This is a genomic window from Pseudomonas sp. SORGH_AS_0211 (assembly GCF_031453455.1).
In the GTDB taxonomy this organism is placed as follows: domain Bacteria; phylum Pseudomonadota; class Gammaproteobacteria; order Pseudomonadales; family Pseudomonadaceae; genus Chryseomonas; species Chryseomonas aestiva.
Genome location: NZ_JAVIZV010000001.1, coordinates 2946642 through 2971782 on the forward strand (window position 1 = coordinate 2946642; position 25141 = coordinate 2971782).

Annotated in this window: 23 protein-coding genes; 15 read left to right on the forward strand and 8 right to left on the reverse strand. The window is 67.6% G+C overall.

The window, feature by feature from the left end; all coding sequences use genetic code 11:
• The 4 genes from otnK (at position 1) to otnI (ending at position 4323) form a co-directional block, all read left to right on the forward strand.
• Positions 1–1293, forward strand: coding sequence for a 3-oxo-tetronate kinase (otnK, locus tag QE393_RS13675; protein ID WP_310044054.1), 1293 nt, complete (start codon positions 1–3; stop codon positions 1291–1293).
• Positions 1290–1928, forward strand: coding sequence for an aldolase (locus tag QE393_RS13680; RefSeq protein ID WP_310044056.1), 639 nt, complete (start codon positions 1290–1292; stop codon positions 1926–1928). The genes otnK and QE393_RS13680 overlap by 4 nt, the downstream gene beginning before the upstream one ends.
• Positions 1929–2067: 139 nt before the next feature.
• The gene (locus QE393_RS13685) at positions 2068–3528 is read left to right on the forward strand and encodes an SLC13 family permease (RefSeq protein WP_027601498.1); all 1461 of its coding nucleotides are present in this window, start codon (positions 2068–2070) and stop codon (positions 3526–3528) included.
• A gap of 15 nt (positions 3529–3543) precedes the next feature.
• Entirely contained in the window at positions 3544–4323 is a 780-nt protein-coding gene (gene otnI, locus QE393_RS13690) for a 2-oxo-tetronate isomerase (protein WP_310044060.1), read from the forward strand.
• A gap of 304 nt (positions 4324–4627) precedes the next feature.
• Here the strand turns inward: otnI and QE393_RS13695 are convergent, their stop codons facing one another.
• Positions 4628–5179 (reverse strand): sugar ABC transporter ATPase, encoded by a 552-nt coding sequence (locus QE393_RS13695; protein ID WP_310044062.1) that lies wholly within the window; start codon positions 5177–5179, stop codon positions 4628–4630.
• 102 nt (positions 5180–5281) lie between these two features.
• Between QE393_RS13695 and xseA the strand changes: the two genes are divergently transcribed.
• Together xseA and QE393_RS13705 are read left to right on the forward strand one after the other, a co-directional pair.
• Complete coding sequence (gene xseA, locus QE393_RS13700) at positions 5282–6661, forward strand: exodeoxyribonuclease VII large subunit (RefSeq protein WP_310044064.1); 1380 nt, start codon at positions 5282–5284, stop codon at positions 6659–6661.
• Between the two features lie 73 nt (positions 6662–6734).
• Positions 6735–7772 (forward strand): purine nucleoside permease, encoded by a 1038-nt coding sequence (locus QE393_RS13705; protein ID WP_310044065.1) that lies wholly within the window; start codon positions 6735–6737, stop codon positions 7770–7772.
• Between the two features lie 11 nt (positions 7773–7783).
• On the opposite strand, the gene QE393_RS13710 is transcribed toward QE393_RS13705, so the two are convergent.
• Entirely contained in the window at positions 7784–7963 is a 180-nt protein-coding gene (locus QE393_RS13710) for a hypothetical protein (protein ID WP_273807922.1), read from the reverse strand.
• Between the two features lie 159 nt (positions 7964–8122).
• On the opposite strand from QE393_RS13710, the gene QE393_RS13715 reads away from it, so the two are divergent.
• The 3 genes from QE393_RS13715 (at position 8123) to QE393_RS13725 (ending at position 10431) form a co-directional block, all read left to right on the forward strand.
• On the forward strand, positions 8123–9229 hold the full coding sequence (locus tag QE393_RS13715; protein WP_310044068.1) for an L-dopachrome tautomerase-related protein: 1107 nt from the start codon (positions 8123–8125) through the stop codon (positions 9227–9229).
• A 75-nt stretch (positions 9230–9304) separates the two neighbouring features.
• Complete coding sequence (locus tag QE393_RS13720) at positions 9305–10126, forward strand: peptidoglycan DD-metalloendopeptidase family protein (protein ID WP_310044070.1); 822 nt, start codon at positions 9305–9307, stop codon at positions 10124–10126.
• A 98-nt stretch (positions 10127–10224) separates the two neighbouring features.
• Positions 10225–10431 (forward strand): hypothetical protein, encoded by a 207-nt coding sequence (locus tag QE393_RS13725; RefSeq protein ID WP_160923296.1) that lies wholly within the window; start codon positions 10225–10227, stop codon positions 10429–10431.
• Between the two features lie 4 nt (positions 10432–10435).
• On the opposite strand, the gene QE393_RS13730 is transcribed toward QE393_RS13725, so the two are convergent.
• Both QE393_RS13730 and QE393_RS13735 read right to left on the reverse strand, forming a co-directional pair.
• The gene (locus QE393_RS13730) at positions 10436–10990 is read right to left on the reverse strand and encodes a DUF488 domain-containing protein (RefSeq protein WP_310044074.1); all 555 of its coding nucleotides are present in this window, start codon (positions 10988–10990) and stop codon (positions 10436–10438) included.
• Between the two features lie 7 nt (positions 10991–10997).
• Entirely contained in the window at positions 10998–11387 is a 390-nt protein-coding gene (locus tag QE393_RS13735) for a DUF6491 family protein (protein ID WP_310044077.1), read from the reverse strand.
• Between the two features lie 112 nt (positions 11388–11499).
• Between QE393_RS13735 and QE393_RS13740 the strand changes: the two genes are divergently transcribed.
• Both QE393_RS13740 and QE393_RS13745 read left to right on the forward strand, forming a co-directional pair.
• A complete protein-coding gene (locus QE393_RS13740; RefSeq protein ID WP_183628696.1) occupies positions 11500–12780 on the forward strand; it encodes a mechanosensitive ion channel family protein in 1281 nt (426 codons plus the stop codon).
• Between the two features lie 27 nt (positions 12781–12807).
• The gene (locus QE393_RS13745) at positions 12808–13476 is read left to right on the forward strand and encodes a glutathione S-transferase (protein WP_310044081.1); all 669 of its coding nucleotides are present in this window, start codon (positions 12808–12810) and stop codon (positions 13474–13476) included.
• A 536-nt stretch (positions 13477–14012) separates the two neighbouring features.
• Here the strand turns inward: QE393_RS13745 and QE393_RS13750 are convergent.
• Positions 14013–14297: a DUF4174 domain-containing protein gene (locus tag QE393_RS13750; RefSeq protein ID WP_310044083.1), complete on the reverse strand. Its 285-nt coding sequence runs from the start codon at positions 14295–14297 to the stop codon at positions 14013–14015.
• A 511-nt stretch (positions 14298–14808) separates the two neighbouring features.
• Between QE393_RS13750 and leuA the strand changes: the two genes are divergently transcribed.
• From leuA to QE393_RS13765, 3 genes are all read left to right on the forward strand, one after another.
• The gene (leuA, locus tag QE393_RS13755) at positions 14809–16479 is read left to right on the forward strand and encodes a 2-isopropylmalate synthase (RefSeq protein WP_310044084.1); all 1671 of its coding nucleotides are present in this window, start codon (positions 14809–14811) and stop codon (positions 16477–16479) included.
• 140 nt (positions 16480–16619) lie between these two features.
• Entirely contained in the window at positions 16620–19931 is a 3312-nt protein-coding gene (locus QE393_RS13760; protein ID WP_310044085.1) for an EAL domain-containing protein, read from the forward strand.
• A 53-nt stretch (positions 19932–19984) separates the two neighbouring features.
• Positions 19985–20935, forward strand: a complete 951-nt coding sequence (locus QE393_RS13765) for an aldo/keto reductase (RefSeq protein ID WP_310044088.1) — start codon at positions 19985–19987, stop codon at positions 20933–20935.
• A 244-nt stretch (positions 20936–21179) separates the two neighbouring features.
• On the opposite strand, the gene QE393_RS13770 is transcribed toward QE393_RS13765, so the two are convergent.
• Entirely contained in the window at positions 21180–21641 is a 462-nt protein-coding gene (locus QE393_RS13770; protein WP_133862755.1) for an Lrp/AsnC family transcriptional regulator, read from the reverse strand.
• A gap of 131 nt (positions 21642–21772) precedes the next feature.
• On the opposite strand from QE393_RS13770, the gene QE393_RS13775 reads away from it, so the two are divergent.
• Entirely contained in the window at positions 21773–22921 is a 1149-nt protein-coding gene (locus tag QE393_RS13775; RefSeq protein WP_310044090.1) for an aminotransferase class V-fold PLP-dependent enzyme, read from the forward strand.
• On the opposite strand, the gene QE393_RS13780 is transcribed toward QE393_RS13775, so the two are convergent.
• The gene (locus QE393_RS13780; RefSeq protein ID WP_273807936.1) at positions 22922–23713 is read right to left on the reverse strand and encodes an amidohydrolase; all 792 of its coding nucleotides are present in this window, start codon (positions 23711–23713) and stop codon (positions 22922–22924) included.
• A complete protein-coding gene (locus tag QE393_RS13785; protein WP_273807937.1) occupies positions 23701–24849 on the reverse strand; it encodes a pyridoxal phosphate-dependent aminotransferase in 1149 nt (382 codons plus the stop codon). Before QE393_RS13785 ends, QE393_RS13780 begins: the two co-directional genes overlap by 13 nt.
• Positions 24850–25141: the final 292 nt, after the last annotated feature.

The following is a 25141-nucleotide window of genomic DNA, read 5'->3' on the forward strand; positions in this document are numbered from 1 at the left end:
ATGAGCCAGACCGAGACACGCCCGCTGCTGGGCTGCATCGCCGACGACTTCACCGGCGCCACCGATCTCGCCAACATGCTGGTGCGTGGCGGCATGCGCACCGTGCAGGTGATCGGCGTGCCCGCGGCCGACGCCGAACTCGAAGCGGCCGACGCCGTGGTAGTGGCGCTGAAATCCCGCACCACGCCGGCCGCCGAGGCGGTGAGCGAATCCCTGGCCGCCCTCGCGTGGCTGCGCCAGCGCGGCTGCCGGCAATTCTTCTTCAAGTACTGCTCGACCTTCGATTCCACTGCCGCAGGCAACATCGGCCCGGTAGCCGAGGCCTTGCAGGAGGCACTGGACTGCGACTTCACCCTGGCCTGCCCGGCCTTCCCGGAAACCGGGCGCACCCTGTTCCGCGGCCACCTGTTCGTGCAGGACCAGCTGCTCAGCGAGTCCGGCATGCAGCATCACCCGCTGACGCCCATGGGCGACGCCAACCTGGTGCGGGTGCTGCAGGCCCAGAGCGGCGGCAAGGTAGGGCTGCTGCGCTACGACCAGGTCGCCAAGGGCCCCGAGGCCGTGCGCGCGGCCATCGCCGAACTGCGGACTTCGGGTCATCGCCTGGCCATCGCCGATGCCCTGTCCGACGCCGATCTGCACACCCTGGGCACGGCCTGTGCCGAGCTGCCCCTGGTCACCGGTGGTTCGGGCATCGCCCAGGGCCTGCCGGAGAATTTCCGCCGCGCCGGCCTGCTCCAGGCCCATGACGCCGCCGCCCTGGCGCTGCCCGCCGGTGGCGAAGCAGTGCTGGCCGGCAGCGCTTCCCAGGCCACCAATGGCCAGGTCGCCGCCTGGCTGGAAGCCGGCCGCCCGGCCCTGCGCCTGGACCCGCTGGCCCTGGCCCAGGGTGACGACAGTATCGACGCCGCCCTCGCCTGGGCCCGTGACCAGGGCCAGGCCGTGCTCATCTATGCCACCAGTCCCGCCGACGAGGTCAAGGCCATCCAGCGCGAGCTGGGCGTGGCGCGCGCCGGTGAACTGGTGGAACGCGCCCTCGGCCTGATCGCCCGCGGCCTGTTCGACAGCGGCATACGCCGTCTGGTGGTGGCCGGTGGCGAAACCTCCGGCGCCGTGGTCCAGGCCCTGGGCGTACAGGCCCTGCGCATCGGCGCCCAGATCGATCCGGGCGTGCCGGCCACCCTCGGCCAGGTGCAGGGCGAACCCCTGGCCCTGGCGCTCAAGTCCGGCAACTTCGGCAGCCGCGACTTCTTCGCCAAGGCCCTGCGCCAGCTGGCGGGAGAACAGCCATGAGCGCCGAAGCCCGCCTGCGCGAAGAGATCTGCACCGTCGGCGCCAGCCTCTATGCCCGCGGCTACACCGTGGGCAGCGCCGGCAACATCAGCGCCCGCCTGGAAGACGGCTGGCTGATCACCCCCACCGACGCCTGCCTCGGTCGCCTGGATCCGGCGGCCATCGCCAAGGTCGGCCTGGATGGCGACTGGGTCTCCGGCGACAAGCCATCCAAGACCCTGGCCCTGCATCGCCAGGTCTACGACCGCAATCCCGGCGTCGGCGGCGTGGTGCACACCCACTCCACCCACCTGGTGGCCCTGACCCTGGCCGGCGTCTGGCGCCCGGACGACATCCTGCCCCCCATCACCCCCTACCAGGTGATGAAGGTCGGCCATATCCCGCTGATTCCCTATGCCCGTCCCGGCGCCACCAGCGTCGCCGAGCAGGTGGCGCAACTGGCCAACCGGGTCCGCGGCGTGATGCTCGAACGCCTCGGCCCGGTGGTCTGGGAAAGCAGCGTGAGCAAGGCCAGCTTCGCCCTGGAGGAGCTGGAAGAAACCGCGCGGCTGTGGCTGCTCATCGAGCCGCGCCCGGCGCCGCTCGATGCCGCCGCCCTGGCCGAACTGGCGGAGACCTTCGGCGCCGTCTGGTGACCTGAAGCCCGCGCTACCGCAACACCCCCACGATGGCCCTCGCCGGCCATCGCGGGATCGGCTTGCCCTGGAAAAACAACAATAGCGAGGAAAGTGCCATGTCCCACGTCGTCAGCCTCACCTGCCCGGAGTCCCGCTCATGAGTCCGTTGCTGCTGGTCCTCATCGCCGCGGCGGGCATCGCCCTGCTGCTGTTCCTGGTTCTCAAGTACAAATTCCAGCCCTTCGTGGCGCTGATGCTGGTGAGCATCCTGGTGGCCCTGGCCGCTGGCGTGGAACCGTCCAAGCTGGTCGCCACCATCGAAGGCGGCATGGGCAAGATCCTCGGCCACATCGCCATCATCATCGCCCTGGGCGCCATGATCGGCCGCATCATCGAACTCTCCGGCGGCGCCGAAGCCCTGGCCAAGACGCTGATCGAGCGCTTCGGCAACAGACGCACGCCGCTGGCCCTGACCCTGGCCGGCTTCCTGGTCGGCATCCCGGTGTTCTTCGAGGTCGGCGTGATCGTGCTGATGCCGCTGGCCTATGGCATCGCCCGCACCGCGCGCAAGCCGCTGATCGTCTTCGCCCTGCCGATGTGCGCCACCATGCTCACCGTGCATGCCATGCTGCCGCCCCACCCGGGCGCCGTGGCCGCCGCCGGCCAGCTGGGCGCCGACCTGGGTCGGGTGCTGCTGTTCGGCCTGCCGATCACCGCCGTGCTGGCCCTGATCGGCTGGTGGGTGGCCGGGCGCATGACCCGTCGTCACTACCCCATGACCGACGACATCCGCAGCGACGTCTATGGTCCGCAGATCACCGACACCCACCTGCAGCAGTGGGGCCGCGGCCAGGACATGGCCCCCGGCCTGCCCAGCCTCGGCGCCGCCGCGGTCAAGGTCGACGAGACCCCGGCCGGCCTCGCCGCCGGCCTGCCGCCCGCCCCGGCCCCCGGCTTCGGCCTGGTGGTGACCCTGATCCTGCTGCCCATCGTGCTGATCCTGCTGGGCACCCTGGCCACCAGCTGGCTACCGGCCGGCAACCTGCTGCGCGACATCCTCACCGTGGTCGGCGCGCCCCTGGTGGCGCTGCTGATCGACACCCTGCTGTGCGCCTATGTGCTGGGCTTCCGCCGCGGCTGGTCGCGCGAGCAGGTCTCGGACGTCATCGGCTCGGCGCTGCCCGGCGTGGCCATGGTCATCCTCATCGCCGGTGCCGGCGGCGTCTTCGGCAAGGTGCTGGTGGACACCGGCATCGGCGCGGTGGTCTCGGAGCTGTTGCGCGCCACCGGCCTGCCGGTGCTGGCGCTGGGCTTCGTGCTGACCCTGCTGCTGCGCGCGGTGCAAGGCTCCACCACCGTGGCCCTGGTCACCACCGCCGGCATCCTCGGCCCGCTGATCGCCACCCTCGACCTCTCGGCCAACCACATGGCCCTGCTCTGCCTGGCCATGGGCGCCGGTGGTCTGGCCGTGTCGCACATCAACGACGCCGGCTACTGGATCTTCACCAAGCTGGTCGGCCTGAGCGTCGCCGACGGCTTGCGTACCTGGACCGTCCTGACCACCCTGCTAGGGTGCCTGGGCTTCGCCATCACCCTGCTGCTCTGGCCCTTCGTCTGATCTGGGAGACAAGCCATGCCCCGTTTCGCCGCCAACCTCAGCATGCTCTACCCCGAGCATGCCTTCCTCGATCGCTTCGCCGCCGCCGCCGCGGATGGCTTCCAGGCCGTGGAATACCTCTTTCCCTATGAGCACACCGCCGCCGAGATCAAGGCCCGCCTGGACGCCGCCGGCCTGACCCAGGTGCTGTTCAATGCCCCGCCCGGTGACTGGGCCGCCGGCGAACGCGGCCTGGCCGCCCTGCCCGGTCGCGAGGCCGAGTGCCGCGCCGGCATCGACCGCGCGCTGGACTACGCCGCCGTGCTGGGCAATCGCCTGGTGCATGTGATGGCCGGCCTGCTGCCCGCCGGGGTCGACCGGGCCCGCGCCCGCGACACCTACCTGGACAACCTGGCCCATGCCGCCGAGCAGGCGGCCAAGGCCGGAGTGACGATCCTCATCGAGCCCATCAACGGGCGCGACATGCCCGGCTACTTCCTCAATCGCCAGGACGACGCCCAGGCCATCCGCCAGGCCATAGGTGCCAGCAACCTCAAGGTGCAGTTCGACTGCTACCACTGCCAGATCGTCGAGGGCGACGTCAGCAAGACCTTCGAGCGCGACTTCGCCGGCATCGGCCACGTGCAGATCGCCGGGGTGCCCGATCGCCACGAACCGGACCTGGGGGAGTTGCACTACCCCTACCTGTTCGAGCGCTTCGACGCCCTTGGCTACGACGGCTGGATCGGCTGCGAATACCGTCCACGGGGCGACACCTCGGCCGGGCTGGAATGGTTGCGCACGCTCAGGGCTTAAACCCAACACCCCACGCTGCCTGCGCCCCTGTTGGGCTTCGACGAAAGCGCCGTCTCAGCCCAACCTACCCGCCCTGTAGGTTGGGCTGAGCAACGCGAAGCCCAACACCTCGCACGCCCCGCCGCGCTTCCCTGCTGGGCTTCGACGATGAAGCCGTCTCAACCCGACCTACGCTCAGACTTGTAGGGTGGACAACGGCGCAGCCTTGTCCATCGTCAGGCACCTAGGCCCAGTGGAAAACGCTGCGCGGTTTTCCACGCTACGGATCTATCGCGGACCGTCATGGGCGCGCTAAAAACGCCCCCTATACCTCCACCACCGCCAACGGCTGCCCCAGCCTTCTCCGGAATTCCTCCAGGAACGCCGGGGCGAAGGCCCGCGCCGGCCAGTGGTTGAAGATGAAGCCCAGGTCGGAGAAGGCGCAGGGCTGGGGGAAGTCGAAGCCGTTGATGTCGTCTTCGTGAGCGCATTCCGGGCAGGCGAAGTTGTCGCTTTCCGCCGGCATCCACACCTCCAGATGCTCGAACAGCGCCTCGCCGATCTCGCGGCGGCAGGCGGGGCAGCGGGCGCGCCCTTCGAAGCCCTCCAACGAGGTGAAGATGCAGCGCTCGGTAACGATCTCCAGACCGCCATCGGCGAAATCGCGCGGATCGTCCATGCCTGGCGCCAGGCGCAGCACCTCGGTCAGTCGCGGACCCGGCGCATGGCCACGCCGGCCGCGACTGGGCAGGCAGGGCGAGGCCTCGGCCCTGACCACGCCACTGGCGGCGAGCCAGCCGAGAATCTCCACGGCGGTGCGCTCCACCCGCGGATGGCTGGAAATGCGGGGAGCGAGGATGGTCTGGCGCAGGGTCATGGAACACGGGTCTCGAAGGAAGGGGCGCGCAGCTTAATGTGCTGCTCGCCCCACGCCCAGAGCTGCTAAGGTGAGGCCGACGAAAGCCACAGAAAGCGCCCCATGTTCAAGGACCCCTTCGCCCGCCTCGGTCTCGACCGCGAGGTGCTCAGCGTCAGCCAGCTCAACAGCCGCGCCCGGGTGCTGCTGGAAGATGTCTTCGCCCAGGTCTGGGTCGAGGGCGAGATCTCCAACCTGGCCAAGCCCGCCTCGGGCCACCTGTATTTCACGTTGAAGGACGGCCAGGCCCAGGTGCGCTGCGCGCTGTTCCGCCAGCACGCCAGCCGGGTGCGCCAGGCGCTGCGCGACGGCCTGGCGGTCAAGGTGCGCGGCAAGGTCTCGCTGTTCGAGGGCCGCGGTGACTACCAGCTGATTCTCGACAGCGTCGAGCCCGCCGGCGACGGCGCCCTGCGCCTGGCCTTCGAGACGCTCAAGGAGCGCCTGGCCGCCGAAGGGCTGTTCGCCGCCGAGCGCAAGCGCGCGCTGCCTGCCCATCCGCAACGCATCGGCATCGTCTCCTCGCCCACCGGCGCGGTGATCCGCGACATCGTCAGCGTGTTCAGGCGACGGGCGCCCCAGGTCGAACTGACGCTGATCCCCACCGCGGTGCAGGGCCGCGAGGCCACCGCCCAGATCGTCCGCGCCCTGCAACTGGCCGACCGCCAGGGTTTCGATGCGCTGATCCTGGCGCGCGGCGGCGGCTCGCTGGAAGACCTCTGGTGCTTCAACGAAGAACCCGTGGCCCGTGCCCTGGCCGCCTGCCGGACCCCGGTGGTGAGCGCCGTGGGGCACGAGACCGATGTCTCCATCGCCGACTTCGTCGCCGATGTCCGCGCGCCGACGCCTTCGGCGGCCGCGGAATTGCTCGCGCCCCATAGCGCCGACCTGCGCCAGCGCCTCGACGGTCTGCATCGCCAGCTGCTCTTGCGCATGCGCGAACGACTGGCCCGCGAGCGGTTGCGCCTGGACGCCTGCAGCCGCCGCCTACGGCATCCTGGCGAGCGCCTGCGCCAGCAGGCCCAACGGCTGGACGACCTGGATCTGCGCCTGCGCCGTGCCTATGTCATCGCCCAGAATCGCCGTCGCGATCGCCTGGCCCACCTGGACACCCGGCTGGCCGGCCAACATCCGGGGCGCCAGCTGGCCCTGCTGCACCAACGGCTGGAGCAGCTGGCCGAACGCCTGCCACGGGTCATGCAGCGGCAGCTGAAGGAGCGTCAGCAGCGCCTGGCCGGTACCGTCCAGACCCTGCAGATCGTCAGCCCCCTGGCCACCCTGGGTCGCGGCTACAGCATCCTGCTCGACGAGCGGGGCCATGCCGTGCGTGCCGCCGCCGAGGTCGCCAATGGGCAAAAGCTCACCGCCCGGCTCGCCGAGGGCGAATTGGCGGTCCGGGTACTGGACAATCACCAGGAACCCACCACTCTGTCTCTGTTGGACTAATCGGTCCAACCCGGACCGATGGTGGCATGCATCTTGAACCCTCGGTCAGGATTTCCCCCTACCGAGGCCCCTCATGCATTCCCTTCTGCGCGCTTCCCTGTTCCCCCTCACCACCGCCCTGCTGGCCGGCGCGGCCCAGGCCGCGACCCCGCCCGCCGCGCCGCTGCAGCCCAAGGTCATGATCGTGGCGATGTTCGCCCCCGAGGCCCAGACCTGGATCGATCGCCTCAAGCTCAGCCACAAGGTCGCTGTCGACGGACTCTCCGCCGACTATCCCGATGTGCTCTGCAATGAGGCACGGGTGTGCCTGATGACCACCGGAATGGGGCATGCCAACGCCGCCGCCTCGACCCTGGCGCTGACCCTGTCGCCCAGGTTTGACCTCAAACACACCTATTTCCTGGTCGCCGGCATCGCCGGGATCAGCCCCAAGGAAGGCACCCTGGGCACCACCGCCTGGGCGCGCTATCTGGTGGACTTCGGCATCCAGTGGGAGCTCGATCCCCGTGACGTGCCCAAGGACTGGCCCACCGGTTACCTGGGGATCAACACCCGTGGGCCTGGCGAGAAACCGCCGCTGGACTACAAGACCGAGGTCTTCGAACTCAATGTGCGCCTGAGAGACAAGGCCTATGCCCTGTCGCGCCAGGCCGAGCTGACCGAGAGCGCGGAATCCAAGGCCTGGCGCCAAGGTTACGATTACGCCCCGGCCAACCAGCCGCCGGTGGTGACCCGTTGCGACACCCTGGCCGGCGATACCTGGTATTCCGGTACCCGCCTCTCCGAACGGGCCGAGGAATGGACCCGCCTGGTCACCGACGGCCAGGGCCGCTACTGCACTACCCAGCAGGAAGACAACGCCACCTACGAAGCGCTGCTGCGCGCCAGCCGCCTGGGCAAGGTCGACCTGCAACGTCTGGCGGTGGTCCGCGCCGGCTCCGACTTCGACCGCCCGGCCAAGGGCGCCTCCGAGGTGGCCAATCTGCTCGACTACGCCAAGCAGGGCGGCTTCGCCCCGGCGCTGGAAAATCTCTATCGCACCGGCAATCCGCTGGTGCAGGAGATCGTCGAGCACTGGGACGTCTGGGAAAAGGGCGTGCCGGCGAGCTGAGACTCCGAGCCCTACCGGTGGGGCTGCTCCACGGTCCGCTCGGGCGACTGGGCGGCCGGATCGCTGCCCGGTGCGCTCTTCTGTACCACCTCGCTGCGCTGGGGTGGCGGCATTTCCGGTGACTTGTCGCAACCGGCGAGCAGAGCGCCGAGGGTCAGCAGCGCCAGGCTGCTGTTGATCAGACGAGGCATGGTCTTCTCCTTGGGGTTTGAAGGAGGACCCCGGGATTTCCACGGACGTTCCCGCGCAGGCCAAGGGCCGGCCGGCTGTCGGCCCTGGCGATCTTCCACGGGGCTGGCGCAGTCGTACCTGCAGGACCGGCTTCTCCGGTCACCTATCAGGAATCCGCCATGCCCAGACCTGCCCTCTCCCGCCTCGCCCTGGCCACCCTGCTGACCGCCCTGCCCCTGGCACCCGTCGCCCTGGCCGCTGAATCCAGCGCCAAACTGGAAAAGGTCGCCAGCTTCAATCACCAGGTCACCGGCGTGACCGTCAGCGAGAGCGGACGGATCTTCGTCAACTTCCCGCGCTGGACCGAAGACAGCGAGGTATCGGTCGCCGAACTCAAGCCCGACGGCAGCCTGGCGCCCTATCCGGACCCGGCCTGGAACGGCTGGCGCAATGCCAAGCGCGACGAACTGACCCCGGGCAATCACTGGGTCTGCGTGCAATCCGTGGTGGCCGACGGTCGCGGCAGTCTTTGGGTGATCGACCCGGGCGCCCCGGCCCAGGCCCTGGTGGTGCCCGGCGCGCCCAAGCTGGTCAAGATCGACCTGGCCAGCAATCAGGTGAGCAAGGTCTACGCCCTGGACGAGAGCGTGGCACCCCAGGGCAGCTACCTCAACGACGTCAGATTCAGCCCGGATGGCCGCCATGCCTATATCACCGACTCCGGCGCCCGTGGCGCCCTGGTGGTGCTGGACCTGGAGAGCGGCAAGGCCCGCCGCGCCCTGGATGGCGATCCGAGCACCCAGGCCGAGAAGGGCGTCAAGGTCAAGGCCGATGGCGAGCCGCTGGTGCGTCCGGATGGCCGTGGCGTGGAATTTTCCGCCGACGGCATCGCCCTCTCCCCGGCCGGCGACTACCTCTACTGGCAGGCGGTCAAGGGCAATACCCTCTACCGCATTCCTACCGCGGCGCTGCAGGGCGACGAACTCGCCAGCCTGCCGGCCAAGGTGGAAAAGGTCGGCGAGAACGGTCCGGCCGATGGCCTGCTGATGGACCCGCAAGGGCGCCTCTATGTCAGCGCGGTGGAAGACCATGCGGTAAAGATCCGCGAGAACGGTCAGCTCACCACCCTGGTACAGGACAAGAAGCTGATCTGGCCGGACACCTTCGGCCGCGGTCCGGATGGCACCGTCTACGTCACGGATTCGCGCATCCCCGAGATGAGCTTCTTCGATCCCAAGCAGAAGCCGGCGCTGGAAACCGTGCTCTACAAGATCGTCCCCAACTGATGAAGAATGCCGCGGGCGCCTTGCCCGCGGCCCTTGCCTGCTCCAGCATGGGTATTTTCGTCGCTGGAAATTCCCATGTCCCGCCTGCTGCCGCTGCTCTGCTGCCTGTTCCTCGCCCTGCCCGCCCATGCCGGCACCTACCTGCAACGCCTGCTGGACAAACCCGTGCCGGGCGGCGTCGCCGTGGTCCCCATTCCGGGTGACGCGGCGCCGCGGGTGCGCTACCAGGGCAAGCCGGTGCTGGTGGTCAAGGACGGCAATGGCTGGGTAGCCATCGTCGGCATCCCCCTGGGCACGGCCACTGGCCGCCAGCCATTGGAGGTCGCCGGCGCCGCGTCCCTGGCGTTCACGGTCGGCAGCCGGCATTACGCCGAGCAGCGCATCACCCTGAAGAACCAGCGCCAGGTCACGCCCAATCCTGAGGACCTGAAGCGCTTCGAGCGCGAACTGGCCGAACAGCAGGCCGCCTACCGGCTGTTCTCGCCCAACCAGCCCAGCAACCTGCTGCTGGATAAGCCCGTGGACGGTCCGCTCTCCAGTCCCTTCGGCCTGCGCCGCTTCTTCAACGGCCAGGAGCGTAATCCACATTCGGGCCTGGACTTCGCCGTGCCCGCCGGCACCCCGGTCAAGGCCCCGGCTGCTGGCAAGGTGGTGCTGGTGGGTGACTACTTCTTCAATGGCAAGACGGTGTTCGTCGATCACGGCCAGGGCCTGATCAGCATGTTCTGCCACCTCTCGCGCGTCGATGTCCAGGTCGGCCAGGAGGTACCCCGCGGCGGCGTGGTCGGTCGCGTCGGCAGCACCGGGCGGGCTACTGGCCCCCATCTGCACTGGAACGTCAGCCTCAACGACGTGCGCGTGGATCCGAGCATCTTCATCGGTGCCTTCAAGCCCTGACCGGCAGCAAACAATTGGTTGCAGTCGGGGGCATTGCCAGGCGTTCGGCGCTGGCTTAAAAGGGACGCCCTCCTTTGCCCCGACCTGGAACCGCCGCCATGACCCCAAGACCTCGCTTCGGCAGCGCCCTCGGCAGCATCCTGCTGGTCACCGCGGCCTGCTACCTGCTGGTGGGCTTCTCCCAGGGCTTCGTGCTGTCGGCCTGGTCCTGGCGCACCTGGCTGGTCTTCGCCGTCATGGTGACGATCTATCCGGTCGGCCTGTTCGCCGGCTGGTGGAAGAAACGCGAGCCAGTGGAGCCCTAGGCACCTAGCCCCAGCCGTGGCGGGCATAGGCCCGCGCCAGCCGCTCCGCGTGCGAACTGAACAGATCGCCGTCCGCCAGATCGCTCGCGGCCAATAGCCGGTCTTCCAGCTCGGCCTGGCTTTCCAGGCGACCGTCCGGGTGGATATGGGCGACCGCCAGGCCCCGCTGTATCAGGCAGGGCGCCACCAGCAGGCCACGATGACAGGTCAGGGGATCGCGTTCGGCGCACAGCAGGGCGATCCGCCAGCGCGCCTGGCCCAGCTCCAGCCGCAGCAATCCCTGCTGGAACAGCGCGCTGGCAGCCAGGCGGTCGTAGCGCACCTGCCCATCCTGGTAGTGCGCCGGGTCCGGGCTGCGTGCGCCCAGCTCCTGGCCCAGGAATACATAGGCGATCCCGGCCGCAGCCAGCGCTTCGCGCAAGGCCTCCCGGCGATACTGGGGTACGTGCCGGCTATAGGGCTGCGAGCGCACATCGGCCACGGCCGTCACCTCCTGCGCCTGCAGCAGTTCGATATAGCGCGCCAGCGGGTGATTGGAATGCCCGAGGGTCAGGATCATGGGGATTTCAACGCAAGGGATCGAGGCGATACAGCCCGCCGATGGGGCATTCCATACGGTTGCCCCGGGCATCGGTGGAAACGAGGAAATCACCCGGCCGCAGGCCAGCCGCCCGCGAGCGATAACCGAGGCGATTGCCGGCGGCCAGGTTGCGACAGGGCACGGCGAAGTCCACCAGGTAGGCGCGGCCCAATCCGGTCCCCAGCGCCAGGTGCTGGGTGTCCAGGTAGTGCCAGCCGGAGAGATCGAAGCCCAGGATGGTGTCCAGGGCAGCGCCCTGCCGATAGCCGAGATCGGCCAGGCGATCATCCAGGGTCGGCGGTCCGAAGGGACGCCCGGCGCAACCGGCGAGCAGCAGGACCGCGACGAGGGTGAGAAAGGCGGGGAAAAAGCGCATGGAAATTTTCCTGGAGGGGCTGAACCTTGGACCGACCCGAGGCGACGAATACGGCACGCGGGGCGCAGCTTTGCTAACGTGGCGCCCGTAGTATCCCGCCAAGAGACCCCCTATGCCCACGGCCCTGACCAACCTGATCGACGACCTGGAAAAACACCCGCAACTGCTCACCCTGGTCGCCTGCCTCGGCCTGCTGCTGGCGGCCTGGGTTCTCAACTGGATCGTCAAGCGCATCCTGGTGCGCGGCTTCTATCGCCTGCTGCGCAGCACCTCCTTCGGTCAGGATCAGGAACTCAACCACCATCGCGTCATCGGGCGGCTGGCCAACATAGTCCCGGCCCTGGTGCTCTCGATCGGCATCGAACTGGTGCCCGGGCGTCCCGAGGCCCTGGTCACCGTGGTGCAGAACGTCTGCAGCGCCTTCATCGTGCTGACCATCGCCCTGGCCCTGGGCAGCGCCCTGAACGTGGTCAACGTGCTCTATTCGCGGCGACCGTCGGCGCGGCTCAAGCCGATCAAGGGCTATGTCCAGGTCAGCAAGATCGTCATCTACGCCATCGCGGTCATCCTGATGATCGCCACCCTGATCGACCGTTCGCCGCTGATCCTGCTCTCCGGCCTCGGCGCCATGGCCGCGGTACTGCTGCTGATCTTCCAGGACACCCTGCTGTCCCTGGTGGCCAGCGTGCAGATCTCCAGCAACGACATCATTCGCGTCGGCGACTGGATCGAGATGCCCCAGCTCAACGCCGATGGCGACGTCATCGACATCGCCCTGCACACGGTCAAGGTGCAGAACTTCGACAAGACCATCACCACCATCCCGACCAAGAGATTCATCACCGACTCCTTCCGCAACTACCGCGGCATGCAGGAAGCCGGTGGCCGCCGCATCAAGCGGGCGCTCAACATCGACCAGAACAGCGTGCACTTCCTTAGCGACGCCGAGCGCGAGCACCTGCATCGGTTCAACCTGCTGGACGACTACCTCACCGCCAAGGAGCAGGAACTGGCGGACTGGAATCGCAAGCTGGAAAAGCGTGGCCAGGAACCGGTCAATACCCGCCGGGTCACCAACCTGGGGACCTTCCGCGCCTATGTGGAACGCTACCTGCGCGCCCACCCCGGGGTGCACCAGGGCATGACCCTGCTGGTCCGCCAGATGCCACTCTCCGGCGAGGGCCTGCCGGTGGAGATCTACTGCTTCACCAACACCACGGTGTGGGCGCAATATGAAGGCATCCAGGGGGACATCTTCGACCACCTGCTCTCGATCCTCCCGGAATTCGGCCTGCATGTGTTCCAGCACCCGAGCGGACGCGACTTCCGCAAGCGGCTGGAGCCGACCGAGGCCATGACCTCCCTCGGCGAACCGGGCACCCCGGCGCCCTGATCGCCCGCCCAGGCCTAAGGAAAGACCATGATCGTCGTCCACCACCTGAACAACTCCCGCTCCCAGCGGGTGCTCTGGCTGCTCGAAGAGCTGGGCATCGAGTATCGGGTACAGCGCTACGAGCGAGCGGCGGGCGGCCTGTTCGCCCCGCCGGAGTTGCGCAAGGTGCATCCGCTGGGCAAGTCGCCGGTAATCGTCGACGGCGACCTGACCCTGGCCGAATCCGGCGCCATCGTCGACTACCTGGCGCGGCGCTACGGGCCGCAGCTGCTGCCCGCCCAAGACAGCCCGGAGTTCGTGCGCTACACCTACTGGCTGCACTACGCCGAAGGCTCGGCCATGACGCCGCTGCTGCTCAAGCTGGTGTTCGACCGCATCGCCACCTCGCCCATGCCCTTCTTCGCCAGGCCCATCGCCAAGGGCATCGCCGCCAAGGCCACCGCGAGCTTCATCCAGCCCCAGCTCGACCTGCACCTGGACTACCTGGAAAGCCAGCTGGGCGCCAGCGGCTGGTTCGTCGGCGATAGCTTCACCGCGGCCGACATCCAGCTCAGCTTCCCCCTGGAAGCCGCCGCCAGCCGCGCCGGCCTGGACGACGGCAAGCGTCCCAAGCTGGTGGACTTCCTCGAGCGCATCCATGCCCGTCCGGCTTATCAACGGGCGCTGGAGCAGGGTGGGCCCTACGTCTACGCCTGAGGGCTGGGCTTGTTGGGCTTTGCTAGACGCTCAAACCAACCTACCGTGCCTGTACCTTTCTCCCCCTGGAAAGGCTGGAATGAGGGAAAACCCCAGCCCGTAGCGTGGAAAACCGCGCAGCGTTTTCCACTGACGGCACAGCACCTTACCCGCGTGGACAAGGCTGCGCCGTTGTCCACCCTACACGGCGTCCGGATGGCCTCGGAGAACCCCCTCTCCCCCGGGGAGAGGGCTGGGGTGAGGGAAAACCCCAGCCCCGTAGCGTGGAAAACCGCGCCAGCGTTTTCCACTGACGGCACGCCACCTTACTTATCGCGGCCATGGCGGTCCGCCGATGCGGCCGCTCCTACGGTCACATCGGAGCCTGTAGGAGCGGCCCATGGCCGCGATCAGCTCAGGCACTAAGCCCGCAATGTTTCCGGTGGCTCGGCGCTCCCACGGGGACAAGGCTGCGCCGTTGTCCACCCTACACGCGTCCGGCTGGTCTCGGAGTACCCCCTCTCCCCCTGGGAGAGGGCTGGGGTGAGGGTCCTGCCCTACCGCCGCATCGGCATCCGGTCGACCGTGCCGAACAGCGCCTTGAGCGACCATCCCTGCTGCTCCCGCACCTTGACGCCGCCATCCTTGCCCACCAAATAGAGCGTCGCCGGCTGGCCGGTACGGGCGTCCAGCGCCTTGAGCAGCGCCCGGGTCTGCTCCGGCCGCAGCGGCTCGTCGTTGCGACTACCCGCCTCCCCCACCACCGTATAGAGCACCATCTCGCGCTCGACGAAGGCTTCGCGATTGGCCGGCTGCGCCAGCTCCTCGCGGAGCTTCGCCACCTGGGGATCGTTCGCCGTCGGCGCGACCAGGACCAGCGGGCGCGTCTTCCAGCGTTCCCGCCTCCAGAGGATTGTCGGCAGCCTGGGCTGCCGCCGTCACGCCGCCGCCCAGTGTGGCCATCAGCCCTATCAACGCCAGAGTCTTCATGGACGCCTTCCTTCCATTCGGTTGCCGGGAATCGTCCAGCATTGACCCCGGCCTGGCGGCAGGGATCACCCTGGCGATCTCGGGTTACATAAAAAACACCAGCCCACTCATTTAGAAATCACCAATAACTAGCCCTATTGAGCAATAAATGCTCACTAAAACTTTCCAGGCACACATTTCTGCCAATTTCAAAAAGAACATTGCGAGACCTGCCCCGAGCGGACTAACGTTAGCGCCATGCACAACGCCCATACCCTCATCCTCCTCCGGCAGCACCGCTGCCTGCGACTGGTCAGTCCACGACTGCGAAGCTCGACCGCGCTCGCTTCGTAAGTCCCGACCCCGCCCAAGGAAAGAATCGCCATGACCATGCTCAAAGATCCCTCGCAGAAGTACCGTCCCTTCACGCCCGTCGCCCTGCCCGACCGCACCTGGCCGGACAAGGTCATCGACAAGGCGCCGATCTGGCTGTCCACCGACCTGCGCGACGGCAACCAGTCGCTGATCGAGCCGATGGACGCCGAGAAGAAGATGGCCTTCTTCAAGTGCCTGGTCGCCGTGGGCCTGAAGGAGATCGAGGTGGGCTTCCCCTCCGCCTCCCAGACCGACTTCGACTTCGTCCGCGAGCTGATCGAGGGCGGTCATATCCCCGACGACGTCACCATCCAGGTGCTGACCCAGGCCCGTGACGACCTCATCGAGCGCACCTTCGAATCGCTCAAGGGCGCCAAGCGCGCCATCGTCCACTACTACAACGCCTGTGCGCCGAGCTTCCGCCGCATCGTCTTCGGCCAGGACAAGGCCGGCGTCAAGGCCATCGCCGTGGCCGCCGGCCAGACCATCGTGCGCCTGGCCGCCGAGCGGCCGGAGACCCGGTGGGGCTTCGAGTATTCCCCCGAGGTGTTCAGCTCCACCGAGACCGACTTCGCCGTCGAGGTGTGCAACGCGGTGATCGCGGTGTTCGCACCGACCCCGGCCAACAAGCTGATCCTCAACCTGCCGGCCACCATCGAGTGCGCCACGCCCAACAACTACGCCGACCAGATCGAATGGTTCGGTCGCCACATCAACCGCCGCGACAGCGTGCTGATCAGCGTCCACACCCATAACGACCGCGGCACCGGCGTGGCTGCCTCGGAACTGGCAGTGATGGCCGGCGCCGATCGTGTCGAAGGCTGCCTGTTCGGCAACGGCGAGCGCACCGGCAACGTCTGCCTGGTGACCCTGGCGCTCAACCTCTACACCCAGGGCGTCGATCCCGAGCTGGACTTCTCCGACATCGACGCCGTGCGCAAGACCGTCGAGGAGTGCAACCAGTTGCCGGTGCACCCGCGTCATCCCTATGTCGGCGACCTGGTCCATACCGCCTTCTCCGGCTCCCACCAGGACGCCATCCGCAAGGGCTTCGCCCAGCAGAAGCCGGACGCCCTCTGGGAAGTCCCCTACCTGCCCATCGACCCGGCCGACATCGGCCGCGACTACGAGGCGGTCATCCGCGTCAACAGCCAGTCGGGCAAAGGCGGCATCGCCTTCCTGCTGGAGCAGGAATACGGCATCAGCCTGCCGCGCCGCATGCAGATCGAGTTCAGCCAGGTGGTGCAGCGCGAGACCGACCGCCTGGGCCTGGAGATGAGCGCGGCGCAGATCCATGCGCTGCTGGAACAGGAATACCTGCAGGCCAAGACTCCCTACGCCCTGGTCAGCCACAAGCTGCGCGAGGAGGACGGCACCTCCACCGTCGACATCAAGGTCGCCGTCGACGGTCGTACCGAGCACTGGCACGGCACGGCCAAGGGGCCGCTGGAAGCCCTGGTCGCCAGCCTGCCCCAGGCGGTGGAGATCATGGACTACCATGAGCACTCCATCGGCGCCGGCGCCAACGCCAAGGCCGCCTCCTACATCGAGGTCCGCCTGGAAGGCCAGCGTCCGCTGCATGGCATCGGCATCGACGAGAACATCACCACGGCCAGCTTCCGTGCCTTGCTCAGCGCCCTGAACCGCGCGGTCACCCAGGCCCAGGCCAAGGCCGCCTGACGCTGACGTTGGTCAAGCCCAAGGGAATACCGACCGGTATTCCCTTTTTTTATGGCCAACCAGCGGAGATACTCCCCGCTTCCTCGGGATCGTCTCGTCTGCCCGGCACCTGCCGGCCGAGCAGCGTGTCTGGATAGGCAATGACCTTCACTCTGTCGCGAAACACCTCTCCACTGCGTGACGCCACCGCGCTGGCACTGCTGTTCCTGATCAGCTCGGTCCTGTGCATCCTCTTCACCCGCCAGGCGTCCACCACCGTGGCCACCCTCTGGCTGCCCAATGGCCTGGCGATCGCCTGGCTGCTGCGCTCGGCGCCCCGCCGCTGGCCGCTGCAACTGCTGGCGATCTGGCTGGCCGGCGCCCTGGCCGAGCTGCCCTTCAGTGGCCAGCCGGCCATCGGCGCGCTCTACTCCCTGCCCAATCTGGCCGAGATCCTGTTCGGCGCCTGGCTGCTGCACGATCGCATCCTCCATCCCGAACGCAATGTCGCGGCCATGGGACGACTGCTGTTCTACGGGGTGCTGGTGACGCCCCTGGCCGGTACCGCGCTGGGGACCCTGATCGCCACCCAGCAGGGCAATCCGGAGTTGTTGCGAGTGGCCCTGCACTGGTACCTCGGCGATGCCCTCGGCCTGCTGGTGGTGATGCCCCTGGCCTTTCTCCGCCGCCCGCTGCAGTGGCAGCAGTTCAGCCGCCAGGGCGCCCGCGAATTCGTCGTCTTGCTGCTGATCAGCCCCGTGCTGGTGCTCGCCCTGCTGGCCTACGTGCCCTATCCCTTCGTCTACGTCTCCACCCTGCTGCTGCTGATGACCCTGAGGCTCAGCGCCGCGGGTACCGCGGTGGTGGGCGGCCTGAACATCCTGATCTTCACCTACCTGGTGGCCCACGGTTATCTGCTTGGCGTCCGCGGCGCCTCCCTGGTGCAGGAAGCCCTGACCTACATTCCCGTGGCCCTGATGCAGATTCCACCGCTGCTGTTGGCCGCCGCCGTGCAGCAAAGCCGCCACCACAACCAGCGCCTGGCGCGCAACGAGGCGCGTTTTCGCCATGCCCTGAGCGCCGCGCCCTATGGCATGGCGCTGCTGTCGGTGGAGGGCCGCCTGAGCCAGGTGAACGTGGCCCTGGAGGCCATGCTCGGCTATCCGCGCCACAGCCTCGACGGCCGCTTGCTCGAGGAGTTGATCGCCGATGCCGAAGAGCCCCTGACGATCGAGGAAGGCGAACAGACCCGCCGTCTGCTGCATCGCGACGGCCAGGGGTTGTGGATGCAACTGGCACTGTCGCCCGACCATGACGACGGCGATCTGCTCACCGGCTATCTGCTGCAGGCCCGCGACATCGACGCCCAGCGCCGCGCAGAGGCGACCAACGCCCGGCTGCGCGAGCGGCTGCAACTGGCCATCCGTGCCAGCAACGTGGGGATCTGGGAATGGGACACCCGCAGTCCGGGCTTCAATGCCGATGCACGGCTGCGCGATCTCTATGGCATCGCCCCCGACAATCTCAACCGGGACATGGACTTCTGGCTCACCTTCATCCACCCGGACGACAAGGCGCGCTCGCTGGAGGTGTTCGAGAAGGTCGTCAGCGAGTCGATGTTCTACACCTTCGAGTTCCGCATCAACCGTGGCGGTTCCGGCGGCGAGGTCCGCCATATCCGTTCCGAGCTGATCTCGGTGGTCGAGGCCGACGGCCATGTGCGCCTGGTCGGCAGCAACCGCGACGTCACCGAGCATCACCAGCTGACCACGGCGCTCTACGAAGAAAAGGAACGGCTGCAGGTCACCCTGGCTTCCATCGCCGACGCCGTGCTGACCACCGACATGGACGGCCGCATCCTCTTTCTCAATCCGGTCGCCGAGCAGCTCACCGGCTGGTCGCTGGCGGATGCCCAGGGACGCCGCCACGAAGAGGTGTTCCGCATCCACGACAGCCAGAGCGACGAGGTCCTGCCCAGTCCGGTGACCCGTTGCCTGCGCGAGCAGACCATCACCTCACTGGACGAAGGCGCGGTGCTGCTCAGCCGCCAGGGTGAAAGACACGAGGTGCAGGACTCCGCCGCGCCGGTACGCACGGTGGATGGCCACATCATCGGCGCGGTACTGGTGTTCCAGAACGTCACCCATGCCCGCAACCTGCAGCGCGAGCTGAGCTACAACGCCTCCCACGACGCCCTCACCGGTCTCTACAACCGCCTGAAGTTCGAGCAGGAGCTGGACGCCGCCTGGCAGCAGGCCCAGGCCGGCACCACCCAGCATGCGCTGTGCTTCATCGACCTGGACCGCTTCAAGGTGGTCAACGACTCCGCCGGCCATGCCGCCGGCGACCTGCTGCTGCGCGAACTGGGCACCCTGCTGCGCGATTCCCTGCGCGGCTCGGACGCCGTGGCGCGCATCGGCGGCGACGAATTCGCCCTGCTGCTGCGCGACTGCGACCTGGTACAGGCCGAGGCCGTCGCCGAAAAGCTCATCGCCAGCATAGGTGCCGTACGCTTCAACTGGCAGGACCGGATCTACGACGTCGGCGCCAGTGCCGGCATCGTCGCCATCACCGCCGAGACCCGCAGCCCGGCCGAATTGATGAGCCAGGCCGACGTGGCCTGCTACACCGCCAAGCACGCGGGGCGCAATCGCGCGGCGCTCTATCGCGCCGGCAGCGAGGACGTGGAACGCCAGCACCGCGAGATCCTCATGGCCAGCGGCCTGCGCGAAGCCCTGGAACAGCACCGCTTCGAATTGCACGCCCAAGTCATCGTCCCCACGCGTGCCACCGGCAGCACCGCGCAGCACGTCGAGCTGCTGCTGCGCCTGCGCGATGTCCAGGGCCAGCTGATCTCGCCGGCCACCTTCATCCCGGCTGCCGAGCGCTTCGGCCTGATGAGCAGCATCGACCGCTGGGTGGTGCGCCAGGTGCTGGTCGAGCTGGTGCCCTGGCTGCAGGAACGACCCGAGCTGCACGTGGGCATCAATCTCTCGGGCAACAGCCTGAGCGATCCCGATTTCTTGCCCGAATTGCTGGAGCTGATCGCCGCCTCGCCACTGGATCCGCAGCGCCTGCTCTTCGAGCTGACCGAGACCGCGGTGATCAACAAGCTCTCGGTGGCCTCCGCGCTCATCAGCCAGGTCCGCGAACGCGGCTGCCGCATCGCCCTGGACGACTTCGGCGCCGGCCTCAGCTCCTTCGCCTACCTCAAGCACTTCCGCGTCGACTACGTGAAGATCGACGGCAGCTTCATCCGCACCCTCGACCAGGATCCGCTGGATCGCGCCATCGTCGAGTCCATCAACCAGGTCGCCCACCACCTGGGCGCCGAGACCATCGCCGAATTCGTCGAATCCCAGGCCACCTTCGAATTGCTCGGCACCATCGGCGTGGACTACGCCCAGGGCTATGCCCTCGGCAAACCCCTCCCCCTGCGGGAGTGGCCGGGGTCGTCACGCCTCGAACCTTGAGCCGCGGCCATCGGTCGTAACCTGCATGACTCCCCCAACCGGATGAGGATTCCATGCACACACGTACCCTTGGCCACTCAGACCTCCAGGTGCCGCCACTCTGCTTCGGTGGCAACGTCTTCGGCTGGACGCTGGACGAAGCCCAGTCCTTTCGCATGCTGGACGCCCTGATCGAGGCAGGCCTGACCTTCATCGACACCGCCGACGTCTATGCGCGCTGGGCACCCGGCAACAGCGGTGGCGAATCCGAGACCCTGCTGGGCAAATGGTTCGCCCGCAGCGGCAAGCGCGACCAGGTGATCCTGGCCACCAAGCTGGGCATGGACATGGGCGAAGGCCGCAAGGGCCTCAAGGCCAGCTATGTGCAGCAGGCGGTGGAAGCTTCGCTCAAGCGCCTGCAGACCGATCGCATCGATCTCTATCAGGCGCATTGCGATGACGAGGATACCCCGCTGGAGGAAACCCTGGGCGCCTTCGCCCGGCTGGTGGAGCAAGGCAAGGTGCGGGTGATCGGCGCCTCCAACTATGGCGGCCAGCGCCTGCGCGAAGCGGCCAGGATCGCCGAACGCCTGGGCGTGCCGGCGTACCAGAGCCTGCAGCCCCACTACAACCTGCATGCACGCCAGGATTACGAGACCGACCTGGAACCCGTGGTAGAGGAACTCGGCCTGGGCGTGATCAGCTATTTCTCCCTGGCCAGCGGCTTCCTGACCGGCAAGTACCGCACCAAGGACGATCTGCAGGGTTCGCGCGCGGAGATGGTCAAGCGCTACCTGGACGAACGCGGCGTGGCCATCCTGGCCGGCCTCGACGAGATCGCCGAAAAGCACGACGCTACCCCGGCCCAGGTCGCCCTGGCCTGGCTGATCGCCCGCCCCAGCGTCACCGCGCCGATCGCCAGCGCCACCTCCCAGGCGCAACTCGACGACCTGATCGCGGCGACCCGGCTGCAGTTGCCGGCCGATGACATCACCCTGCTGGATCAGGTCAGCGCCTATCGCTGAGCCTTGGCGCCACCCGACCTCTTTCATCGCGGTCATGACCGGCCGCCGTAGGTTGGGCTGAGCGTAGCGAGGCCCAACAGGTCCTGTCTCAAGGCGCCGCCGGTGTTGGGCTTCGACGATGAAGCCGTCTCTGCCCAACCTACGGTCTGGCAGCGATCATAGGATCCAATCGCGACCATGGGCCGCTCCTACGCGCTCCGATTTAGCCGTAGGAGCGGCCTATGGTCGCGATAGACCAACCCCCTCATCGCACATAATCCAGCGGCAAGGCCGTGCTGTACTTGATCTGCTCCATGGCGAAGCTGGAGCTGACGTCCAGCAGCCCCGGCACCTGGATCAACCGTTTGTAGACCCCGTCATAGGCGGCGATGTCCGGGACCACGATGCGCATCAGGTAGTCGGTGTCGCCGGCCATGCGATAGAGCTCGACCACTTCCGGAATGGCCGCCACCGCCTCGTGGAAGCGCTGCAGCCAGTCCATGGCATGCTGGTTGGTGCGCACCGAGACGAAGACCGTCACCCCCACGTTGAGCTGCCGGGGATCGAGCAGCGCCACCCGGGCGCGGATGACCCCCTGCTCCTCCAGCTTCTGGATTCGCCGCCAACAGGCGGTGGTGCCCAGGCCGATACGCTCAGCGATATCGGCCACCGGTCGGGTACTGTCCTGCTGCAAGATCTCGAGGATGGCGCGATCGAAGCGATCCATGAAATGGATTTCCCCATAAAAGCTATTCGAGAGAATTCTATTCTCTCGAAAACGCCAATAGACGATAAAAAAGCAAATTTCTTCACGAGCGCGAGCGTTAGCCTAGTTCCATTCAAACGCGCGAGGCCGCCATGGACGCTTACCCCCTGTATTTCGATTACGCCGCCACCACTCCTGTCGACGATGTCGTCATCGAAGCCATGCTGGGTTGCCTGGGGCGCCAGGGCGTCTTCGGCAATCCCGCCTCCCGCGGCCATGCCTTCGGCAACGACGCCCAGCGCGCCGTGGACACCGCTCGCCAGCAGGTGGCCGAGCTGGTCGGTGCCCGGCCCGAGCAACTGGTCTGGACCTCCGGCGCCACCGAGTCCAACAATCTTGCCCTGCTCGGCGTGGCCCGGCGTCGCGGGCGCGGCCACCTAATCACCAGTTGCCTGGAACACCGGGCGGTGCTCGATACCGCGGCCCAACTGGAAGCGGAGGGTTTCGCCGTCACCTACCTGACGCCGGACGCGGCAGGTCTCATCACTCCGGCCGCCGTCGAGCAGGCCTGGCGGGCGGACACCTGCCTAGTCTCGCTGATGGTGGTGAACAACGAGCTGGGCACCCTGACCGACATCGACGCCATCGGCCGGCTGGTGCGCGCCCGTGGCGCCCTCTTCCACGTGGACGCCGCCCAGGCCACCGGCAAGGTCGCCATCGACCTGACCGGCCTGGAAGTCGATCTGATGTCCTTTTCCGCGCACAAGACCTATGGGCCCAAGGGCATCGGCGCCCTCTATGTGGGTCCGCGTGCCGAGGGCGCCCTGCAGGCGCAAATCCATGGCGGCGGCCACGAGCGCGGGCTGCGCTCGGGCACCCTGGCCACCCACCAGATCGTCGGCATGGGGACCGCCTTCGCCCTCGCCGGCCAGGCGATGGCGCGGGAGAACGAGCGACTCGGCCAGTTGCGCGAACGGTTCCTGGCCGGGGTCCGGACTCTGCCCGGCATGCAGCTCAATGGCTGTGCCCGTCAGCGCATTCCCCACACCACGAATCTGACCTTCGCCACGCCGCTGGATACCCTGTCTTTGCAACGCCAGCTGGCCTTCTCGACCACCTCGGCCTGCAGTTCGGCCAAGGCGGCGCCCTCCCATGTGCTGCTGGGTCTGGGCCTCACCGCCGAACAGGCCGCACGCAGCTACAGATTCAGTCTGGGTCGCTACACCACCGCGGCGGACGTGGACCAGGCCGTCGCCCTGATCCATCAGCACGCCGCCCAGCCAGCGCCCTTCTGGGCCTGATCAGTCCAGGCGGAAGGCGTCGGCATCGTGCTGCGCCGGAAAGCGCTGGCGATAAGCTGTGAGGGCCGTCGCCGAGAGCGTCGTGTGGAAGATGCCGGCTACTGCGCCGGCCTCGACCAGGGGTTCACCCTGGAAGTCCAGCACCTGGCTATCACCGGCATAGGGATGGCCATTGCCGTCGCTGCCGAGGCGGTTCACCGCGGCGACATAGCAGAGATTCTCGATGGCCCGCGCCGGCAGCAGGCGGTTCCAGTGCCCGCGCCGCGGCGCCGGCCAGTTGGCCACATAGAGCAGCAGGTCGGTATCGTCCTGGGCGCGACTCCACACCGGGAATCTCAGGTCGTAGCAGATCAGCGGGCGGATCCGCCAACCCTTGAGTGTCACCCGCAGCCGCTGCTCGCCCGGGGCATAGTGCTCGTGCTCGCCGGCCATGCGAAACAGGTGGCGCTTGTCATAGTGCTGCAGATCGCCATCAGGCGTCGCCCACAACAGGCGATTGCGGTGCTGGCCATCCGCGTCCCTCACGATCAGGCTGCCGGTGACCACCGCGCCGAGACGCTGCGCCTGTTCGCTCATCCAGGCCGCTGTTGGCCCCTCCGCGGGCTCGGCCAGGGTCGCCGAATCCATGGAAAAGCCGGTGGTGAACATCTCCGGCAGGATGACCAGGTCGGTGTCGCCCACTGACGTCAGCAGACGCTCGAAATGCGCGCGATTGGCGGCCGGATCGTGCCAGGCCAGTTCACTCTGCACCAGTGCCAGGCGCAGGTCCTGGTTGAGGGTCAGATCGCGCATAGCCGCTCCGCTGCCTGACGCAGGGTGTCTTCGCGCTTGGCAAAGCAGAAGCGCACCAGGCGCAGGTCCGCGGGCGGTGTCTGGTAGAACACCGAGAGCGGAATGGCGGCGACGCCATGCTCGCGCGTCAGCCATTCGGCCATGGCCACGTCGTCCAGATCCGGGCGGATGGCGGAATAGTCGACCACCTGGAAATAGGTGCCGGCGGCCCGCTGGAAGCCGAAGCGCGAGTTGCCCAGCAGATCGCAGAAGAGATCGCGCTTGGCCTGGTAGAAGGCCGGCAGCTCGCCAAGGTGTTCGGGATGGGCGGCCATGAAGTCGGCCAAGGCGGCCTGGATCGGCGTCACCCCGCAGAAGCTCACGTACTGGTGCACCTTGCGCAACTCGGCCGACAGCGCCGGCGGCGCCACCACATAGCCGGTTTTCCAGCCGGTGACGTGATAGGTCTTGCCGAAGGAGCTGACCACGAAGGCGCGGGCATAGAGTTCGTCGTGGGCGATGACGCTGGCATGGCGCTCGCCGTCGTAGACCAGGTGCTCGTAGACCTCGTCGCTGACCAGGTAGAGATCACGACCACGAATCAGGTCGGCCAGGCGATCCAGTTCGGCCGCGCTGACCAGGGCCCCGCTGGGATTGTGCGGGGTATTGAGCACGATGGCGCGGGTGCGCGGACCCAGGGCCGCTTCCAGCGCCGTCCAGTCGATACCGAAGCCCGGCAGCGCCAGGGGTACGTGCACGCAGCGCCCGCCGGCCAGTTGCACCGAGGGTTCGTAGCTGTCGTAGCAGGGATCGAAGACGATCACCTCGTCGCCTGGTCGCACCAGCGTCTGCAGGGCGCAGAACAGCCCCTGGGTAGCCCCGGGCACGATGGTGACCTCGGCCTCGGCATCCACCTCCCGGCCATAGAAGCGGGCGACCTTGGCCGCCACCTGCTGGCGCAGCGCCGGCAGTCCGGTCATGGGCGCGTACTGGTTGTGACCGGCCGCGACATGGCGACCGACCGCCGCGAGCAGCTCGGCCGGGCCGTCGAAATCGGGAAAGCCCTGGGACAGATTCAGCGCACCGGTCTGGGCGGCGAGCTGGGACATGCGGGTAAAGATGGTGACGGCGAGGTCGGGAAGCTTGCTCTGGATCATCGCGCGGGCACGGGTCTGGCTGATAAGACCAGCAGCCTGCGATTTTTTCCCCGCGAGGGCAAGAGAGGGAGCTTGGAAAGGGAGCGGTTCGGTTCGTGCGCCCAGCTAGACGCTCGACCCAAAGCTGATCGCGGCCCTGGGCCACTCCTACCGGGTTCGAACTGCTGTAGGATCGGCCGCATCGGCGAACCGCCATGGCCGCGATAAGACTGCTCACGTAGCGTGGAAAACGGCGCAGCCTTTTCCACTGATGAATCCGCGGGGACGCCCTCACCAACCCCCTTCCAGGGGG

Bases quoted from the DNA above. Each gene is read 5' to 3' on its own strand.
- otnK (WP_310044054.1), top strand. From the start codon at position 1: ATGAGCCAGACCGAGACACGCCCGCTGCTGGGCTGCATCGCCGACGAC.
- QE393_RS13680 (WP_310044056.1), top strand. From the start codon at position 1,290: ATGAGCGCCGAAGCCCGCCTGCGCGAAGAGATCTGCACCGTCGGCGCC.
- QE393_RS13685 (WP_027601498.1), top strand. From the start codon at position 2,068: ATGAGTCCGTTGCTGCTGGTCCTCATCGCCGCGGCGGGCATCGCCCTG.
- otnI (WP_310044060.1), top strand. From the start codon at position 3,544: ATGCCCCGTTTCGCCGCCAACCTCAGCATGCTCTACCCCGAGCATGCC.
- QE393_RS13695 (WP_310044062.1), bottom strand. From the start codon at position 5,179: ATGACCCTGCGCCAGACCATCCTCGCTCCCCGCATTTCCAGCCATCCG.
- xseA (WP_310044064.1), top strand. From the start codon at position 5,282: ATGTTCAAGGACCCCTTCGCCCGCCTCGGTCTCGACCGCGAGGTGCTC.
- QE393_RS13705 (WP_310044065.1), top strand. From the start codon at position 6,735: ATGCATTCCCTTCTGCGCGCTTCCCTGTTCCCCCTCACCACCGCCCTG.
- QE393_RS13710 (WP_273807922.1), bottom strand. From the start codon at position 7,963: ATGCCTCGTCTGATCAACAGCAGCCTGGCGCTGCTGACCCTCGGCGCT.
- QE393_RS13715 (WP_310044068.1), top strand. From the start codon at position 8,123: ATGCCCAGACCTGCCCTCTCCCGCCTCGCCCTGGCCACCCTGCTGACC.
- QE393_RS13720 (WP_310044070.1), top strand. From the start codon at position 9,305: ATGTCCCGCCTGCTGCCGCTGCTCTGCTGCCTGTTCCTCGCCCTGCCC.
- QE393_RS13725 (WP_160923296.1), top strand. From the start codon at position 10,225: ATGACCCCAAGACCTCGCTTCGGCAGCGCCCTCGGCAGCATCCTGCTG.
- QE393_RS13730 (WP_310044074.1), bottom strand. From the start codon at position 10,990: ATGATCCTGACCCTCGGGCATTCCAATCACCCGCTGGCGCGCTATATC.
- QE393_RS13735 (WP_310044077.1), bottom strand. From the start codon at position 11,387: ATGCGCTTTTTCCCCGCCTTTCTCACCCTCGTCGCGGTCCTGCTGCTC.
- QE393_RS13740 (WP_183628696.1), top strand. From the start codon at position 11,500: ATGCCCACGGCCCTGACCAACCTGATCGACGACCTGGAAAAACACCCG.
- QE393_RS13745 (WP_310044081.1), top strand. From the start codon at position 12,808: ATGATCGTCGTCCACCACCTGAACAACTCCCGCTCCCAGCGGGTGCTC.
- leuA (WP_310044084.1), top strand. From the start codon at position 14,809: ATGACCATGCTCAAAGATCCCTCGCAGAAGTACCGTCCCTTCACGCCC.
- QE393_RS13760 (WP_310044085.1), top strand. From the start codon at position 16,620: ATGACCTTCACTCTGTCGCGAAACACCTCTCCACTGCGTGACGCCACC.
- QE393_RS13765 (WP_310044088.1), top strand. From the start codon at position 19,985: ATGCACACACGTACCCTTGGCCACTCAGACCTCCAGGTGCCGCCACTC.
- QE393_RS13770 (WP_133862755.1), bottom strand. From the start codon at position 21,641: ATGGATCGCTTCGATCGCGCCATCCTCGAGATCTTGCAGCAGGACAGT.
- QE393_RS13775 (WP_310044090.1), top strand. From the start codon at position 21,773: ATGGACGCTTACCCCCTGTATTTCGATTACGCCGCCACCACTCCTGTC.
- QE393_RS13780 (WP_273807936.1), bottom strand. From the start codon at position 23,713: ATGCGCGATCTGACCCTCAACCAGGACCTGCGCCTGGCACTGGTGCAG.
- QE393_RS13785 (WP_273807937.1), bottom strand. From the start codon at position 24,849: ATGATCCAGAGCAAGCTTCCCGACCTCGCCGTCACCATCTTTACCCGC.